Origin of the sequence: Pseudoalteromonas sp. XMcav1-K, from assembly GCF_044005875.1 — a bacterium.
In the GTDB taxonomy this organism is placed as follows: Bacteria; Pseudomonadota; Gammaproteobacteria; order Enterobacterales; family Alteromonadaceae; genus Pseudoalteromonas; species Pseudoalteromonas spongiae.
The window spans coordinates 1-16,284 of record NZ_JBIPJE010000043.1; the positions used below are offsets into that span (position 1 = coordinate 1).

General features: G+C 41.2%; 13 protein-coding genes and 5 tRNA genes. 5 read left to right on the forward strand and 13 right to left on the reverse strand.

Translation table 11 applies throughout. The features are described 5' to 3' along the window. Positions 1-147: 147 nt before the first annotated feature. From ACHSBP_RS10285 to ACHSBP_RS10295, 3 genes are all read left to right on the forward strand, one after another. Positions 148-223: transfer RNA gene (locus ACHSBP_RS10285), tRNA-Glu, on the forward strand. A gap of 125 nt (positions 224-348) precedes the next feature. Continuing rightward, on the forward strand, positions 349-831 hold the full coding sequence (locus ACHSBP_RS10290; RefSeq protein ID WP_040642778.1) for a prepilin-type N-terminal cleavage/methylation domain-containing protein: 483 nt from the start codon (positions 349-351) through the stop codon (positions 829-831). A gap of 243 nt (positions 832-1,074) precedes the next feature. Next, positions 1,075-1,722: a Qnr family pentapeptide repeat protein gene (locus tag ACHSBP_RS10295; RefSeq protein WP_010559820.1), complete on the forward strand. Its 648-nt coding sequence runs from the start codon at positions 1,075-1,077 to the stop codon at positions 1,720-1,722. Positions 1,723-1,791: 69 nt separating this feature from the next. Here the strand turns inward: ACHSBP_RS10295 and gloA are convergent, their stop codons facing one another. Then, positions 1,792-2,181 carry a lactoylglutathione lyase gene (gene gloA / locus ACHSBP_RS10300; RefSeq protein WP_010559821.1) on the reverse strand — a complete coding sequence of 130 codons (390 nt, stop codon included), beginning with the start codon at positions 2,179-2,181 and terminating at the stop codon, positions 1,792-1,794. A 569-nt stretch (positions 2,182-2,750) separates the two neighbouring features. Here gloA and ACHSBP_RS10305 point away from each other — a divergent pair. Next, on the forward strand, positions 2,751-3,950 hold the full coding sequence (locus ACHSBP_RS10305) for a type III PLP-dependent enzyme (protein WP_010559822.1): 1,200 nt from the start codon (positions 2,751-2,753) through the stop codon (positions 3,948-3,950). Positions 3,951-4,025: 75 nt separating this feature from the next. Here ACHSBP_RS10305 and nth read toward each other — a convergent pair whose 3' ends face one another. The 12 genes from nth to ACHSBP_RS10365 form a co-directional block, all read right to left on the reverse strand. Then, positions 4,026-4,661 carry an endonuclease III gene (gene nth, locus ACHSBP_RS10310; RefSeq protein ID WP_010559823.1) on the reverse strand — a complete coding sequence of 212 codons (636 nt, stop codon included), beginning with the start codon at positions 4,659-4,661 and terminating at the stop codon, positions 4,026-4,028. 4 nt (positions 4,662-4,665) lie between these two features. After that, positions 4,666-5,364: an electron transport complex subunit E gene (locus ACHSBP_RS10315; RefSeq protein ID WP_010559824.1), complete on the reverse strand. Its 699-nt coding sequence runs from the start codon at positions 5,362-5,364 to the stop codon at positions 4,666-4,668. Further along, a complete protein-coding gene (gene rsxG / locus ACHSBP_RS10320; protein WP_010559825.1) occupies positions 5,357-5,995 on the reverse strand; it encodes an electron transport complex subunit RsxG in 639 nt (212 codons plus the stop codon). The genes ACHSBP_RS10315 and rsxG overlap by 8 nt, the downstream gene beginning before the upstream one ends. Continuing rightward, entirely contained in the window at positions 5,995-7,050 is a 1,056-nt protein-coding gene (rsxD, locus tag ACHSBP_RS10325; protein ID WP_010559826.1) for an electron transport complex subunit RsxD, read from the reverse strand. Before rsxD ends, rsxG begins: the two co-directional genes overlap by 1 nt. 1 nt (position 7,051) lies before the next feature. Further along, positions 7,052-9,727 (reverse strand): electron transport complex subunit RsxC, encoded by a 2,676-nt coding sequence (gene rsxC, locus ACHSBP_RS10330; RefSeq protein ID WP_395388796.1) that lies wholly within the window; start codon positions 9,725-9,727, stop codon positions 7,052-7,054. 9 nt (positions 9,728-9,736) lie between these two features. Continuing rightward, entirely contained in the window at positions 9,737-10,291 is a 555-nt protein-coding gene (rsxB, locus tag ACHSBP_RS10335) for an electron transport complex subunit RsxB (RefSeq protein WP_054980443.1), read from the reverse strand. Further along, positions 10,292-10,873, reverse strand: a complete 582-nt coding sequence (rsxA, locus tag ACHSBP_RS10340) for an electron transport complex subunit RsxA (RefSeq protein WP_010559829.1) — start codon at positions 10,871-10,873, stop codon at positions 10,292-10,294. Positions 10,874-11,065: 192 nt separating this feature from the next. After that, positions 11,066-12,997 (reverse strand): EAL domain-containing protein, encoded by a 1,932-nt coding sequence (locus ACHSBP_RS10345; RefSeq protein ID WP_395388797.1) that lies wholly within the window; start codon positions 12,995-12,997, stop codon positions 11,066-11,068. A gap of 197 nt (positions 12,998-13,194) precedes the next feature. Continuing rightward, positions 13,195-13,271, reverse strand: a tRNA-Asn gene (locus tag ACHSBP_RS10350). 21 nt (positions 13,272-13,292) lie between these two features. Then, a tRNA-Asn gene (locus ACHSBP_RS10355) sits at positions 13,293-13,369 on the reverse strand. Positions 13,370-13,397: 28 nt separating this feature from the next. Further along, positions 13,398-13,474 (reverse strand) — tRNA-Asn (locus ACHSBP_RS10360). 20 nt (positions 13,475-13,494) lie between these two features. After that, positions 13,495-13,571, reverse strand: a tRNA-Asn gene (locus tag ACHSBP_RS10365). 1,329 nt (positions 13,572-14,900) lie between these two features. Between ACHSBP_RS10365 and ACHSBP_RS10370 the strand changes: the two genes are divergently transcribed. Further along, complete coding sequence (locus ACHSBP_RS10370) at positions 14,901-16,283, forward strand: MATE family efflux transporter (RefSeq protein ID WP_010559831.1); 1,383 nt, start codon at positions 14,901-14,903, stop codon at positions 16,281-16,283. Position 16,284 lies beyond the last annotated feature (1 nt).

Here is a 16,284-nt window from a genome sequence, read left to right on the forward strand (position 1 = left end):
TTCACGGCGGTAACAGGGGTTCGAATCCCCTAGGGGACGCCACTTATTTTTAAGCTTAGTTTTAAAAGAGTGGGGTGAGTCATTAAAGCTCGTATGGTAAGAGTGAAAATAACCAGTCCTAGTGACACATTATCTTTAAGATACTGCGTCCCCTTCGTCTAGAGGCCTAGGACACCGCCCTTTCACGGCGGTAACAGGGGTTCGAATCCCCTAGGGGACGCCACTTATTCTAAATCTATTCTTCTGAAACTCTCAGAACCTAAATCAAGCAATCACCTCATTTAATTTCGAATTACCAGATAATTGCTATATTATAAACGTCCCAGTTCTTATTGATTTAATGCTGTTATGAAATCACGTGGATTTACGCTTATAGAATTGATTATTGTCATTGTCATACTCGGTGTATTAGCTGTTACTGCTATTCCAAGGTTCATGGGACTATCGAGTGATGCGCGTAGTGAAGTCATCAATCAAATACAAGTAAGCGTTGAACAAGCCAATGATCTTGTTCACTACAAATCTCTAATGAAAAGCTACTCAACACAAGCTGTCCCTGGTCGACCTGATCTTTTCGATGTTGATCTTGATAATAATGGCTCGTTTGAGACGCGACTTATGTGGGGCTACTTGGATAACACAGATATTGAGAAGCGCATTAACTTATCCGACGATCTGCAGATCCAATATCAAGGTATTAGATTTACCTATATTGGTTGGGATTTTGATGGGGATACGCAAATAAGCGATGATAATTGCTATTTTCGTTATACCCAAGCCGCATCAGCCAGCACGCCGCCTGTGTATCAACAAGTACTTACTGGTTGTTAATAATTAAATAAAGCCAACCGTTAATTAATTTTTTAAATCAACGCTAGAATCGCGTTTAAGCGCATAAATTATTTTTCAGCTCGGTTTCTTGGCTTGAATTATTTTCTCGCTTCCAGTTGTTAATTAGGTGTCTTAAAACCCAGATTTGAGCGATTTTAAATTGTTGTATTTTAAAGAGTTATTTTTATTGAATAATCTTTCTCTAATGTTAATCTGCCGCTAACTAAATTAACGGGTAACGGCATGTTTGAACAGCAGACTTATATTGAAAAAGATTTCTCTCAACAAGATTTAACTCATAGTGTGTTTAATCAATGTCATTTTTTGCGCTGCAACTTTTCACGAACACAACTGCAAGATACGCAATTTATTGAGTGTGTATTTATAGAGCAAGGCGATGAAATAGGGTGTGATTTTTCATATGCCAAATTGCAAGATGTTCAGTTTATTAGTTGTCAGTTGTCTCTTTGCTCGTTTATTGGTGCAAATTGTTTTGGTGCTAAGTTTAATCAGTGTGATCTCAAAGGCGCGGACTTTTTCAGAACGAGTTTTGCAAATCAAATCTCATACCGAAACTATTTTTGCAGTGTTGAAATGACTAACTGCAATTTATCGTATGCGAATTTCGATAATCAATGCATTGAAAAATGTAAGCTCAATAATAACCGCTGGATTGGCGCTAATTTACAAGATGCGTCTTTGTCTGGCTCGGACCTAAGTGGCGGTGAATTTTCACCGGAAAGTTGGCGACAATTTAAGTTAACGGGCTGCGATCTGACCGATATCGATCTAGACGGATTAGATCCCCGTCGAGTAAATTTAACGGGTGTTAAAATTAACCCATGGCAGCAAGCGTCATTGCTAAACTACTTAGGCGTAGTGGTGGTGTAATAAAAGACTATACCTGTTGGTTTGGTTAGCTCAGTGATTATCATGAGCTAACCGATAGCCAATTGGCTACTACTTAAATTTATTTTGTATTAGCTCAATAGAGTAACCATCTGGGTCTTTGACAAACGCAATTTCGGTTGTGCCGCCTTTTACTGGGCCTGGCTCGCGCGATACAACACCACCTAGCGCTTTGATTTCTTCGCACGCAGCGTAAATGTCATCATATTCAATGGCTAAGTGACCAAATGCATTACCGTGGTCGTAGCTGTCGGTATCCCAGTTGTAGGTTAGCTCAATAACCGCATTGTCTTTTTCGTCGCCATAACCAACAAATGCCAACGTATAACGGTATTCAGTATTTTCAGAACGTCGTAGCTCTTTCATACCGAGTACTTTGGTATAAAACTCAACAGACTTATCTAAATCCGCAACACGGATCATGGTGTGTAACAAACGCATATGTGCCCCTATAAACAGGTTTTATATTTTTACGCTTAACAAAATTGTTGCTTATCGCTAAGCGTAAAACAGTAATTTACTGTTATAGATTATTGGGCTCAGTACATTATTTTTAAAGGCTTTGCGGACAAAGCCTTTAAATAAATTGCTAGCGCCTAGTTGAGGCTAGTTTATTTGGCTGCTTTCGGATTATTCATAATAAAATCGCGCAACGCTTGTATTTTGTTGTTTTCGGCATTTTCTTGCTTGCTCACATTACAAGTTAAGCATTACGCTTGATTATTACTTTTTATAAAACGCCATAGTTAATTGATATTTATAGCTTTAATTTTATTTTAAATATTTTTATTAAATTTTAATAAAAAAAGATTGCATCTAAAAAAATCTGATTTATTATTCGCACGCTTCTTGTTGATAGCCAATCCGAGTACATTGCAATTTATTGCAGCAAGGCGATAGAGCAACTATCCAAGAGTGAACTTGAATGTTTAAGTATGTTTAACTCGCTCGAACTCATAATGAGTTTATTTGATTAGTTTAGTTTTATTGACACTGCTCGGAGAATCGCTATGTCTTTAACACCTGTAATGGCCCCTATTACCAATGTTGATGCTTGTCACGGTTTAGTAATTGAAAAACCACAAGCTGAACAATTAGTTGCTCAATTTGGTTCACCGCTTATGGTGCTAGATTGTGATCTGATCAGAACACAATATCGTGCGTTACAGGCCGCATTACCGAATGTTGATTTGCACTATGCGCTAAAGCCATTACCACACCCAGCTGTTGTAACTACGTTGCTTGCTGAAGGTGCGTATTTTGATTTAGCAACAAACGGTGAAGTCGACCTTGTACAATCGGTCGGTGTACCGAGTGAGCGTACAATTCAAACGCACCCAATTAAGCGTGATATTGATATTTCACATGCACTTGCGTATGGCTGCAATGTGTTTGTGGTTGATAACATCAACGAAATTGATAAGTTTGAAAAATACAAAGATCAGGTTGAGTTATTGGTACGCGTTAGCTTTCCAAACCCTGAGGTATTAGCTGACTTATCGAAAAAATTCGGTTGCTTACCTGAAGATGCTATAACACTAATTCAACATGCATTTGATTTAGGTATTCGCATTAAAGGGCTATCGTTCCATGTTGGCTCACAAACCAAAAGTGGTGTGAAATACGCAGATGCGATTACCAAATGCCATCACATTATGTTGGCGGTAATTGATGCGGGTTTACCTGCACTGAGTACACTTGATATTGGTGGTGGTTTCCCTGTGAAATACACACCAGAAGTGCCAAATATTGCTGATTTTTGTGCACCTATTCGTGATGCATTGGCGAAGTTACCTGAAACAGTACGCGTGATTGCTGAACCAGGGCGTTTTATTGTGGCAACGGCAGTAACTAATATTGCATCAGTGATGGGGCAAGCAGTGCGTGGCGGCAAAACTTGGTATTACTTGGATGACGGTTTATATGGCTCGTTTAGCGGTTTAATGTTTGACGAAGCTAAGTATCAAATTGATTCAGCGCAAACAACTGGTGAGCGTTTTATGTCGGTACTTGCAGGTCCAACATGCGACAGCATTGATGTGATCCGCGAAGAAATTATGTTACCTAAACTGGAAAATGGCGACCTTATTATCTCAACTATGATGGGCGCGTATACTTCATGTACGGCAACAGATTTTAACTTCTTTAAGCGCGCAGCTACTGTGGTATTAAATGAAGTTGAGAGCACCAACCTAGTTGTAAGTGCTTAATCACTTTGTTTACGTGAAATACTCGCAAAAAAGGGCATTTAAAATGCCCTTTTTACTTTATTAAATATCTGTGAACTACAAATCAATCTTCTCTTTAAATTCACATAAATCTTCAATTAAACAGCTGCCGCATTTGGGTTTTCGCGCAACACATACGTATCGGCCATGTAAAATAAGCCAGTGGTGTACGTCTACTTTAAATTCTTTTGGTACCACTTTTTCAAGTTTTGCTTCTACTGCATCAACGTCTTTACCCATGGCGAATTTAGTACGGTTTGATACGCGGAAAATATGGGTGTCGACTGCAATTGTTGGCCAACCAAAAGCACAGTTTAAAACAACATTTGCAGTTTTGCGGCCAACACCGGGTAGGGCAACTAACGCCTCTAAACTTTCAGGTACTTGGCTGTTATGCTTTTCAATTAATATTTGGCTAAGTTTATAAACATTGTTAGCTTTTGAGTTATAAAGGCCAATGGTTTTTATGTATTCTTTGAGGCCTTCAACACCAAGTGCCACAATGGCTTCTGGCGTATTGGCTACGGGAAATAGCTTACGTGTTGCTTTATTTACGCCAACGTCCGTTGCCTGTGCTGATAACGTAACCGCAACCAATAATTCAAACGGATTTGAGTATTCTAATTCCGATTTAGGCTCTGGGTTGTCGGCGCGTAAACGCTCTAATATTTCGCGGCGTTTTGTTTTATTCATGTGCTTAGTCCAGGCTTGTTACACGTGCGCGTGGCGCTTTTTCAGTAATTGGTTCGTCTTGTTGTGATTGCTGTTTAGCGTCAATGTAATTTTTTAACGCAATAAGCAAGCCCATGCCTAAGAAAGCACCTGGTGATAGAATCGCAAGTAAAAACTTTGTTTCGGTTTGCATTATTTCAATGCGTAACACTTTTGCCCAATCACCCAGCAGTAAATGTGCACCATCAAATAAAGTACCTTGTCCTAATAATTCACGCATCGCGCCCAATAGCATTAACACAGCAAGAAAACCCAGTCCCATCATCAAACCATCAAATGCTGCAAGTGGCACTGAATTTTTAGAGGCAAATGCTTCCGCACGACCAATAATGGCGCAGTTGGTAACGATTAATGGAATGAAAATACCCAGTGATAAGTACAGCTCGTGACTAAAGGCATTCATTAATAACTCGATCATTGTCACAAATGCGGCGATGATCATCACAAATACTGGAATGCGAATTTCTTTTGGCACCCATTCACGTACTATTGCTACGGTGACGTTTGACCCTAACAATACAAACAAGGTGGCTAATCCTAAACCAAGCGCATTGGTTACGGTCGCCGATACTGCCAATAATGGGCATAAACCAAGCAGTTGTACCAATGCTGGGTTATTTTTCCACAGTCCTTGGTTAATTATATCGCGCAGTTGTTCAGTCATTATTTACTCCGCATAAATTATCTTGATTAAACAGCGCTTGATGCTGATTTTGGGTATAAAGACTTGCACGTTTAACGGCATTAATCACGGCGCGAGGCGTGATTGTTGCACCTGTAAATGCGTCAAATTGACCACCATCTTTTTTTACTGCCCATGACGTATCTTTAATTGAAGTAGGGCGTTTGCCATCAAAACTGGTTATCCAGTCTGAGCGACGAATTTCTACTTTATCACCAAGCCCTGGCGTTTCCTTGTGTTCAATAACGCGTACACCAGCTATTGTGCCATCAATATAAATGGCAGAAAGAATTTCAATATTACCGCTGTAACCATCTGGTGCAGTTGATTGTAGAACCACTGCGACGGGCTTATCACCACTTTTAGCGCGATAAACTTTGGTAACACTCGCGTGATTTAAATAATCTTCTTTAATCTGCGCACAATCTAAATAAAGTGTGTTGTCGTAGTCACTTTCACTAATAACTTGGCCTAATGTTGTCATTAGTTTTTGCTGTTTATTGTGTTCAATCGCAGGCTTAGTTGCGATGTAAGTAAGGGTTACTACCGCAGTGCTGGCAATTGCAAACGCGCCTAAAATTAGTGCGTTTTTAGAAATTGATTTAGATAACATTATTGCTCCTTAGCGCCATACACTTTTGGCTGCGTGTAGAAGTCAATTAAAGGCACCGCCATATTGAGTAACAATACAGAGAACGCAACAGCGTCAGGGTATCCACCATAAGTACGAATAAGGTAAACCAACAGGCCAATTAAGGCACCGTAAATTAAACGGCCTTTATTCGTTGTTGATGCAGACACCGGGTCGGTGGCAATAAAAAATGCAGCTAACATGGTTGCGCCACTAAATAAATGAAGCACAGGACCGGTACTAACACCTGGGTGAAACATCACACCAATGCTGGCACAAATAGCAAGGCTAGCTATAAAGCTTACTGGAATATGCCAGTTAATAACGCGCGCTTTTAATAAATAAATGCCGCCTAATAGGTATGCTAGATTAACCCATTGCCAACCGATTCCAGCAAGTTCGCCAAAAATTGGGTTTTGCAAACTTTCTGAGGTGGTGAGCCCTTTGCTAAGACTAATTTTTAGCGTATCGAGTGGGGTTGCCATAGACACGCCATCTACGCCGAGTCTTAACTGCTCTGTTGTGAGTCCGCTTTGGGTTATGCCAGTAAAGATAACGCTAATTTCATCTAACAGGGTATGTTGATTAAATGCAAGTTCAATGGGAGGTGACCATGTTGTCATTTGTACCGGAAACGAAATTAACAACAGCACATAGCCTGCCATCGCAGGGTTAAATAAATTAAAACCAAGGCCGCCATACAGTTGTTTAACAAAAATAATGGCAAACGCGGTACCAATAACAATCACCCACCAAGGCGCAAGCGGCGGTATACTGATAGCAAGTAACACGGCAGTAAGTACCGCGCTATAATCGCTTAACGCGGATTTTATATTGCGCTTACGTAGTTTTAGCACAAAAGCTTCGGCCGCAATCGCAGTGATAATTGCCAGCAATAATTGAATAATTACACCAAAACCAAAAAAGTAAGCCTGACAGGCAATGCCTAGGCTTGCTGCAAAGGCAACTTTGAGCATAAGTGCACCGAGCGACTTATGGCTGTGTTTGTGTGGCGAGCTGCTTAAGGATAATTGCACGTTATTCCGATCCTTTATCTTGTTGCGCTTTTTTGGCTTTAGCCTTTGCGATTGCAGCGGCTATCGCTGCCTTTTTCTTCGCTTCAGCATCGAGTTTTGGTTTCTCAGTTGTCTCAACTGCAGCTAGGTTATCTTGTTGCTCCACATCGTTATCGTTCGATTGTGGCAAGTCGTTTTGCTCAGCCGCTTGCTTGGCTGCTTTTTTGGCTTTTGCACGAGCAATAGCGGCAGCGACTGCGGCTTTACGTGGATCATCATCGGCGCTTTCGTCTGCGTCTTGAATTTCCGTTTCATCTAGCTCTTTTACTGATGATTCTTCAGTTTGCTTTGCAGCTTTTTTAGCTTTTGCACGAGCAATAGCAGCGGCAACAGCTGCTTTACGTGAATCATCACTGGCGCTTTCGTCTGCATCTTGGGTTTCTGTTTCATCTAGCGCTTTTGCTGATGATTCTTCAGCCTGTTTTGCAGCCTTCTTGGCTTTTGCACGAGCGATAGCAGCGGCAACAGCGGCTTTACGCGGATCATCACTGGTGCTTTCGCTTGCGTCTTGAGTTTTGGTTTCATCAAGCGCTTCAGCTGAAGATTCTTCAGCCTGCTTTGCTGCCTTTTTGGCTTTTGCACGAGCGATAGCTGCGGCAACAGCTGCTTTACGCGGATCATCACTGGCGCTTTCATCTGCGTCTTGAGTTTTGGTTTCATCAAGCGCTTCAGTTGATGGTTCTTCAGCCTGCTGTGCAGCCTTTTTAGCCTTTGCACGAGCAATAGCAGCGGCAACAGCGGCTTTACGTGGATCGTTATCGCTTAATGTGTCCGTATCATTTGTAGCGCTATTATTGGCAGCGTCATCGGAACCTTTCGCTTCTTTCTTTGCTTTGGCGCGTGCAATGGCTGCGGCGACGGCTGCTTTACGCGGGTCGCTCGTATTATCTTTTACATCTTGCTCGTTTGTTTGCTCAGCTTTTTTCGCTTTTGCACGTGCTATTGCAGCTGCAACGGCATCTTTTTTACTGTCATTATTTGTCGCTGCTGGTTTTTCTTCTTTATATGCGCGAGCTTGTGCTTTTCGTTCTTCACGCAGCTTTGCCATTTCAGAATTATCTGGCTCACCATTATCTGAACGTTTTGCTTTAGCGCGCGCTAAAGCTGCTTGAACAGCTGCACTTTTATCATTTGACGAAACTCGTTTAGAGGCTTCTTCAACTTTCGACTTAGCGTCATCGTTCGTTCGTGTTGCCGCGCGTTTGTGTCGGTTTTGGCGTTCTTCTTGTTCGCGCTTCAAACGTTCATTACGTGCTTCAAAACGCTCTTTGGCACGTTCGGCTTTAATCTTATCTTCGCGCTCTTGACGAATTTCTGCCTTGGCAACACGGTAATATTGCACCAGTGGAATTTCACTTGGACACACATAGGCACACGCACCGCATTCAATGCAGTCAAATAAGTGATGTTCTTCTAACTTGTCGTATTCTTTACTTTTGGCAAACCATTGTAGCTGCTGTGGTAGTAGCGTAGCAGGGCAAGCGTCGGCGCACGCACTGCAGCGAATACAGGCTTTTTCTTCACCGGGCATCGGCATTTCATGTTCGCTCGGCGCGAGCACGCAGTTACTGGTTTTTATAATTGGAAGGCGTACGCTCGGTAAGGTAAAGCCCATCATTGGACCGCCCATAATTACACGTTGCCACTGCTGTGGCTGAAAACCGCTTTGCTCGAGCAAGAACTTGATTGGTGTACCGAGTAAGCTCCAAACATTACCGGGTGTTGAAATTGTTTCACCCGTTACCGTTACAACACGCTCAATCAGCGGCTTGCCTTCATATATGGCCTGATAAATAGCGAAAATAGTACCGACATTATGAACCACCATACCAATATCAGATGGGATCCCACCTTGTGGTACGTGTTTTGACGTTAACAGTTGAATAAGTTGCTTTTCACCGCCCGATGGGTATTTAGTTGGCACCGGGCATACTTGAGTATAGTGGTCATTTTCACATGCTTTTTTCAGTGCTGCGATCGCTTCAGGCTTATCGTCTTCAATACCAATTAAAATTTTGGTTGGCTGATAAAGTTTGCGTAATACCTCAATGCCTTTTATTAACTCGCTAGCATGCTCACGCATCAGCATGTCATCGGCGCTGATATATGGCTCGCATTCAACACCGTTAATGATTAGAAATTCTATTTCATTTTTAGGCTGGGCTTTAACATACGCAGGAAAACCCGCACCGCCCATACCACTGATACCTGCATTGTGAATACGCGTTACAATCTCTTGGTCAGATTTCGCATAAAAGTCAGGCCATGGAGATAGTTCACACCATGTGTCTTGACCATCTGGCAGTAATACTACACTCGGCTCAGGCAATGCACTTGGGTGTGTGGTTGGCTTCATCGCGATTTCGCTGATAGTACCAGAGGTTGGTGCATGTACAGGCACGCTCCAGTGGCCCGCGGGCTCGGTTAAGGCTTGACCTTTTAATACACGATCACCCGTTTTAACGAGCAAACGCCCGTTATCGCCAATGTGTTGCTTAAGCGGAATAGTTAAACTTTCAGGTAACGGTAAGCGCTTAATTGGTTGTTGTGTTGAACTCGCTTTATTCGGGGCAGGGTGCACGCCGCCCGGAATCGACCAAAGCTTACCACGTTCAATTTGTTCTAAAATAGATTCCACCAACAACCTCTAATCGATATTTGTTACTGGAATGGCTTGTAAGTCCCATTTCCAGTTTTTACTTGTGGTTTTAACTGGCACCATGTCGATGCAGTCTACCGGACAAGGTTCAACGCACAGATCGCACCCTGTACATTCGTCAATTAATACTGTGTGCATTTGGCGTGTTGCGCCGACGATGGCATCAACAGGACACGCTTGAATACATTTAGTACAGCCAATACATTCATCTTCTCGAATGTAGGCAACCGTTTTAATCGGTTCTTTTTCTTCGCCGCCAGCAAGCGGTTTGGCTTCAACTCCCATTAAATCCGCGAGCTTTTGTACCGTGGCTTCGCCTCCCGGTGGGCACTTGTTAACGTCATCACCATTAGCAATGGCTTCTGCATAAGGGCGACAGCCTGGGTAGCCACACTGACCGCATTGCGTTTGCGGTAATATTTCATCGATTTGTTCGACGATAGGGTTGCCTTCAATTTTATAGCGAATTGCGGCAAAGCCAAGAATTGCGCCAAATAACAGCGCTAAACCGCCTAAGGCGAGTAGGGCGTAGAATAAAGTCATTTACAGTTTTACCAGTCCGGTGAAGCCAAGAAATGCCAACGACATTAAACCAGCTGTGATCATGGCGATAGACGCGCCTTTAAATGGGGCTGGTACGTCTGCTGCCGCTAAGCGCTCGCGCATTGCGGCAAATAAAACAAGTACCAATGAAAAACCGACTGCGGCGCCAAAGCCGTAAATTGCCGATTGTAAAAATGAGTGTTGCTCACGGGTGTTTAATAATGCTACGCCAAGTACTGCACAGTTGGTGGTGATTAACGGTAAAAATATACCCAGTAAGCGATACAATGTCGGGCTGGTTTTACGTACCACCATTTCGGTAAATTGCACAACAACTGCGATCACTAAAATAAAGCTCATAGTGCGCAGAAAAGTGAGCTCTAGCGGTATAAGAATATATTGATTTACGAGGTAACTGGTGACTGATGCCAAAGTGAGTACAAAAGTGGTCGCAAGAGACATACCAATTGCGGTATCCAGCTTGCCAGACACACCCATAAACGGGCACAGGCCTAAAAATTGTACCAAAACAAAATTGTTTACTAATACTGTGGCAATGAGTAACAGTAGGTATTCGGTCATTGAAATCTTATATGCGCTACATTTGACGCTTATTATCCAAATTTTCGGATTAAAGCTCAACTTATTCCGCTAAACAAATCTCATTCAGTTTCAATTGTTAAAGTAGTGTGGGGGAGTTTAGTGTGAAATTTAAACAAAAGGTAATTGTGGCGTTAAAAAGGGGCGATAAAGCCCCTTTTTAAATGGTGTAAATTAAATCTCTTTCGGCTTTTCGATGTAATAGCCTTGTGCACCATCTAAACACAGTTGTTCAATAATGTGTTTTTCTTCTTGGCTTTCGACCCCTTCGGCAAGTACAGTAACGCCAATGCGGTGGGCCAAATCAACCATTAAACGCATAAAGTACTGGTTGTTTTTATCTTCTTCTAAGCCGCGCGTGTAGGTTGCATCCATTTTGATAAAATCAGGTTTTAAATCGCGGAAAAACTTAAATGAGGTTAAGCCAACACCAAAACGTTCAACGGTAATACGCGCACCTACACGGTGGATCATATCAATAAAGCGTTTTGATGCTTTTACATTTTGCTGTAAACCGAATTCACTCACTTCAAAAATTAATTTGGCGGCAATGGCATTATCTTTTAGTAAGCGACGTTCAAGCCAAATCGAAAACTGCTCGTCGTGAGCGCTTTTAGCCGATACGTTTACACCGAAAAATTGGTCGTTCAAGTTACGCGTTTTAATTGCATTAATTGCTTCTTCGATAACAAGGCGGTCTACATGTGCATGTTGATTGAGCTTTTCACTCATTGCTAAGAACGAAGAGGTTGGCAAAATGTGTTCGTCAGACGTTTTAAAACGCGCGAATATTTCAGAGTAGGCCTTAGCACTACGACTGGTTGGCATAATGGTTTGGATCATTAGCTGAATGCGATTGTTGTTTAATACATCATCAATCACTTGACGCCAATTTTGATTACCAAAACTTGCTGAAACGTTATCGATAATGTCGCTTTCTTTTTGAATATGGAAGCCATTTGTAGTTTTACTTTGTGCAAGGCTAAGAGCAGTGTCTACTTGCGCTAATAGTGGGCTAAGTGGCTTGCCTGTTTCAAAAGACACAATACCGGTATTTGCGACACTGGTAAGTTCAACATGTTGTTGAAATTCGGTGAATTTACTTTGCAGTACTTCGCCAAGCTTTTCTGCTTCTTTAATTGGTACGTTGATTAACAGTACCGCGAAGTCTGAACTATTTAAGCGATAACTGGTGCTGCCAGAGTAAGTGCCAATAGCTTGGGTGATGAGATCTGACACATCTTTAATGTATTCATCGCCTTGCTGATAACCACGCGTTTGGTTTATTAAGTTCAATTCAGTACAGCGTATAACGGCAAGGGTACCGAAACACGGTTTATCGGCGTTTTCAATTTGGTGTTCGTAGTGCTCTATAAATAAATTACGGTTGCCTAGCCCTGTCACAGTGTCTTTGTAGGCTTCACGTTTAATATCAAGGGCAGAGGATTCAATGTCTTTTTGCTTGCGCTTTAAAAAGCCATTTAAGCGAACAATGCTCGGAAAAATATTGCTCACTGCGTTATCAGCAAGAGATGAGTCGAGTTTGCCATCTTTACTGTCATTTTCAATGTACTTATCGACCATATTTGAAATGGCATCGCCCATACGATTTGACGCTTGCATTAATGTCAGCTTTAACGTGATAAAAGGCACAAGGGTGAGCACTAAAATGATCAAAAATAAAATCAAAAACGCATTTTGTACGATTTCAGCGGTTTGCTGTAGGCGTAGCGTAAACTCGATTTTAAGACCTAAATCGCTTCCCGCGCCATGTTGAGAGCGAATAAACGGTTTGTAATTTTGTAGGTGTTTTACTAAAAAGGGCAGGTAGTTTAAGTTGCCTTGATTGCTGAAAATAGTTTCATTTTCTTTGTCTTTAATGACTAATTTATCAAGGTTGTACTGTAACTTTATATTCTTTGCGAATGCTTCGATATCTTGCTCAGTCGTTATTTGAGCGAGTTCAAGATCGATTGCTCTTTGCACTTTTAATTGTTGCGAGTTTGCATATTGATGCAACGCTGAATTAAGCATATATCCAGTAAGTGCTGTTGCTAGCAAGCAAAAAAATACTTGGATTGTAATAAAGCGAGTTAATCCTGCCATGGTTTTTCTTATCTCACGCTGTATTAATTGGTAGATTGTATTAAATGAAATAGGGGACAACAATAGATCGGCATACTTGTCAGCTATGCAAGACCAAAACTCTGTCACTAATACAAAAAATCACTTATGAAATGGTAAGTTATATTCTAAGAAAAGTCTAATAAAGGTAATAAAATGTAATATAGAAAGGTAAGAATTGGCTCCCCCTCCCCGACTCGAACGGGGGACCTGCGGATTAACAGTCCGTCGCTCTAACCAACTGAGCTAAGGGGGAACAACAATAGGCAGTGTGCTTTGGCTCCCCCTCCCCGACTCGAACGGGGGACCTGCGGATTAACAGTCCGTCGCTCTAACCAACTGAGCTAAGGGGGAACAAGCATACTTAAAGTAGATTAACGATTGGCTCCCCCTCCCCGACTCGAACGGGGGACCTGCGGATTAACAGTCCGTCGCTCTAACCAACTGAGCTAAGGGGGAATCGTTAAATGCTAAGAACTTGGCTCCCCCTCCCCGACTCGAACGGGGGACCTGCGGATTAACAGTCCGTCGCTCTAACCAACTGAGCTAAGGGGGAATGGCGTTGTTCTCAACGGGGCGAAATATTAATGACAGCATGGGGAAGTGTCAACAACTATTAATTAAGAAAGTTAAAAAAGTGGTTTGAATGCATATTTGTTGTGCAACTTGCTAGTTTTTTAACTGCTTTCGTGTGTTATTTGTTCATTAGTGTTTTAAAAATGATGGAAATTACATATTAAAATGAAGTATCTAAAGTCAAAAATTAGACACTCGCTACCTTGCCATTCATTTTATTACCTTAAAATTGTGCTTACGGATGATATAAACACTGAACTTGGTTTTTACTTTTAACACTTTTAAATAATCAGCGATTATTGGTGGATATCTAAAAGCTATTGATTACTGAGTCAAACTCACAATGTCTAATTCTCAATAGGATACAGGCTTATAACTGTGTTTTTAGATAAAATGTTAAAGCGAGCATTTACGAATACTTTGTGATTTATTTGCTTCACTGAACTGACAGGCTAATGCAAAACGGTGGCGATACATCTCAAACTCGAGTGTATAAAGAAGCTAAAAGGCACAAATACTCATCATAATTAGAATTAAGCCCAGAACAATTAAATTAGTGAAAACGTGTAATGCTAAAAAACAATACGCTATGCCTAGTTTAACTATAAGGAGATTGGGAACTTAAAAAGTATCGTTTTCGCTTATCCGACACTAATAAAAAGACATACTCGGTTGTAAATCGCCTTATACTTATTTAAGAGCTAAGAGCAAAGAGCAAATAAAACGCGCAATTGGTTCTAATAATAAGTATTTTGATTTACCTAACGATTAATGAATTAATCACTAGTGAAAAAGTATCAATATTTTTCTTGGCAATTTTTTTGATACTGATATTAGCGCACTCTATGACATATTTATTTTTGTAATCGCTGATTAATAAAGGGCTACATTTAGTTATCCACTAAATCTGTGGATAACTCTGTTTATGAATCTTTGAGAACATAACCAAGCCCTTTATTTATCGGTTGTAAGAGAAATGCAATAGTTTTCAAATAAAAAATATTTGCTAATAAATTCAATGATTTAATTTATTTGATGGTTTTTGGTTGAAAATTGTTCGAAATGTAATCTCGGTATGTTTATTGCGCAAGTTGTTGTGTAAAAACTAGTCGGAGCAGTGGTTGTTAGCTGTTACTAACTGAGTATCTATCGGAATATCAGTGTATTTATATAAATCAAATGTAAATATAGAATTCTTTTGGTTTACTTTTTGTTTACATTGGTTGGGCGGGTTTGTAAAAAGTTAATTTGCGATGGTATCAACGCGCTCATTTCATTAGAATGTTGCGGTGCTTATATAAGGGTCCTCATGCAACAGTCTAAATCGCAATCAGCAAATAGCGCCGCATCGCTTCTCGAAGCGCCGATTGAAAAAACACTTGTTAAAATGACCGTGCCAATGATTTTCGGCATGATCACCTTAATGTTGTTTAATATTGTCGATACTTTTTTTGTCAGTATGTTGGGCACAGAACAACTTGCTGCAATTAGTTTTACCTTTCCGGTTACATTTACGGTTATCAGCCTTGCAATAGGCCTCAGTATCGCCACATCGGCAATAATTGCTAAAGCACTTGGTGCAAATAATCACGCTGAAGCGCGTTTCGATGGTGCAGTCGCATTAATCGTGTCTGCATTGTTAGTTGTGGTGACGTCATTTATTGGCTATTTACTGATCACACCGATTTTTACATTACTTGGCGCGACACCAGAACTGCTGGTTTATATTCGTGATTATATGACGGTTTGGTTTATCGGCAGCGCGCTACTTATTACCCCAATGATTGGTAACGCCGTTTTGCGTGCTAGCGGCGATACTAAAACACCCAGCATTATTATGGGCGGGGCGGGGGTGATAAACGCAATCTTGGACCCTATTTTAATTTTTGGCTTTGGACCAGTGCCTGCCATGGGCATTAAAGGTGCTGCGATTGCGAGTGTTATTGCCTGGTCATTTGGTGTTGCCTTTATTCTTTATCTACTGATTATTAAACGCAAACTTGTGGCTTGGGAAAAGTGTCAGCAAAGCTTTATGACTGCAACGGTAAAAATGCTAAAAATTGGCGTACCAGCAGCCAGTGCAAATATGCTAACGCCGATAGCAATGGCAATTATGACTGCGATTGTCGCAAGCTATGGCGCGCATGCGGTGGCGGCATTTGGTGTGGGAAGTCGTATCGAATCAATCGCCAGTATTGTGGTGTTAGCACTTTCTATGACACTACCACCTTTTATTAGCCAAAATTTCGGTGCAAATCGTTACGACCGTGTTGAGGCAGCTTATATGGCGAGCCTGAAGTTTGTACTTATATGGCAGTTCGTTATTTACCTAGTGCTTATCGCGTTAAGTGGTGTGATAAGCCATATATTTGCTGAAGAGCAAAGTGTTATCGATGTGATAAAACTGTTTATCTACATTTTACCGTTAGGCTACGGTTTGCAGGGTATTATAATTTTAACTAATTCATCATTAAACGCATTACACAAGCCAATGCACGCGCTGGTACTTAGTATTGTACGCTTATTTGTGTTTTATTTGCCATTTGCCTATGTCGGTAGTTTAATCGGCGACTTACAAGGGCTATTTATTGGTGCGTTAGTGGGTAACTTATTCACAGCATGCGTTTCATACACATGGTTTAAAAAGCAGTTAACCAAATGCCATAATAGTATTGTGCCACACACTGTTTAGA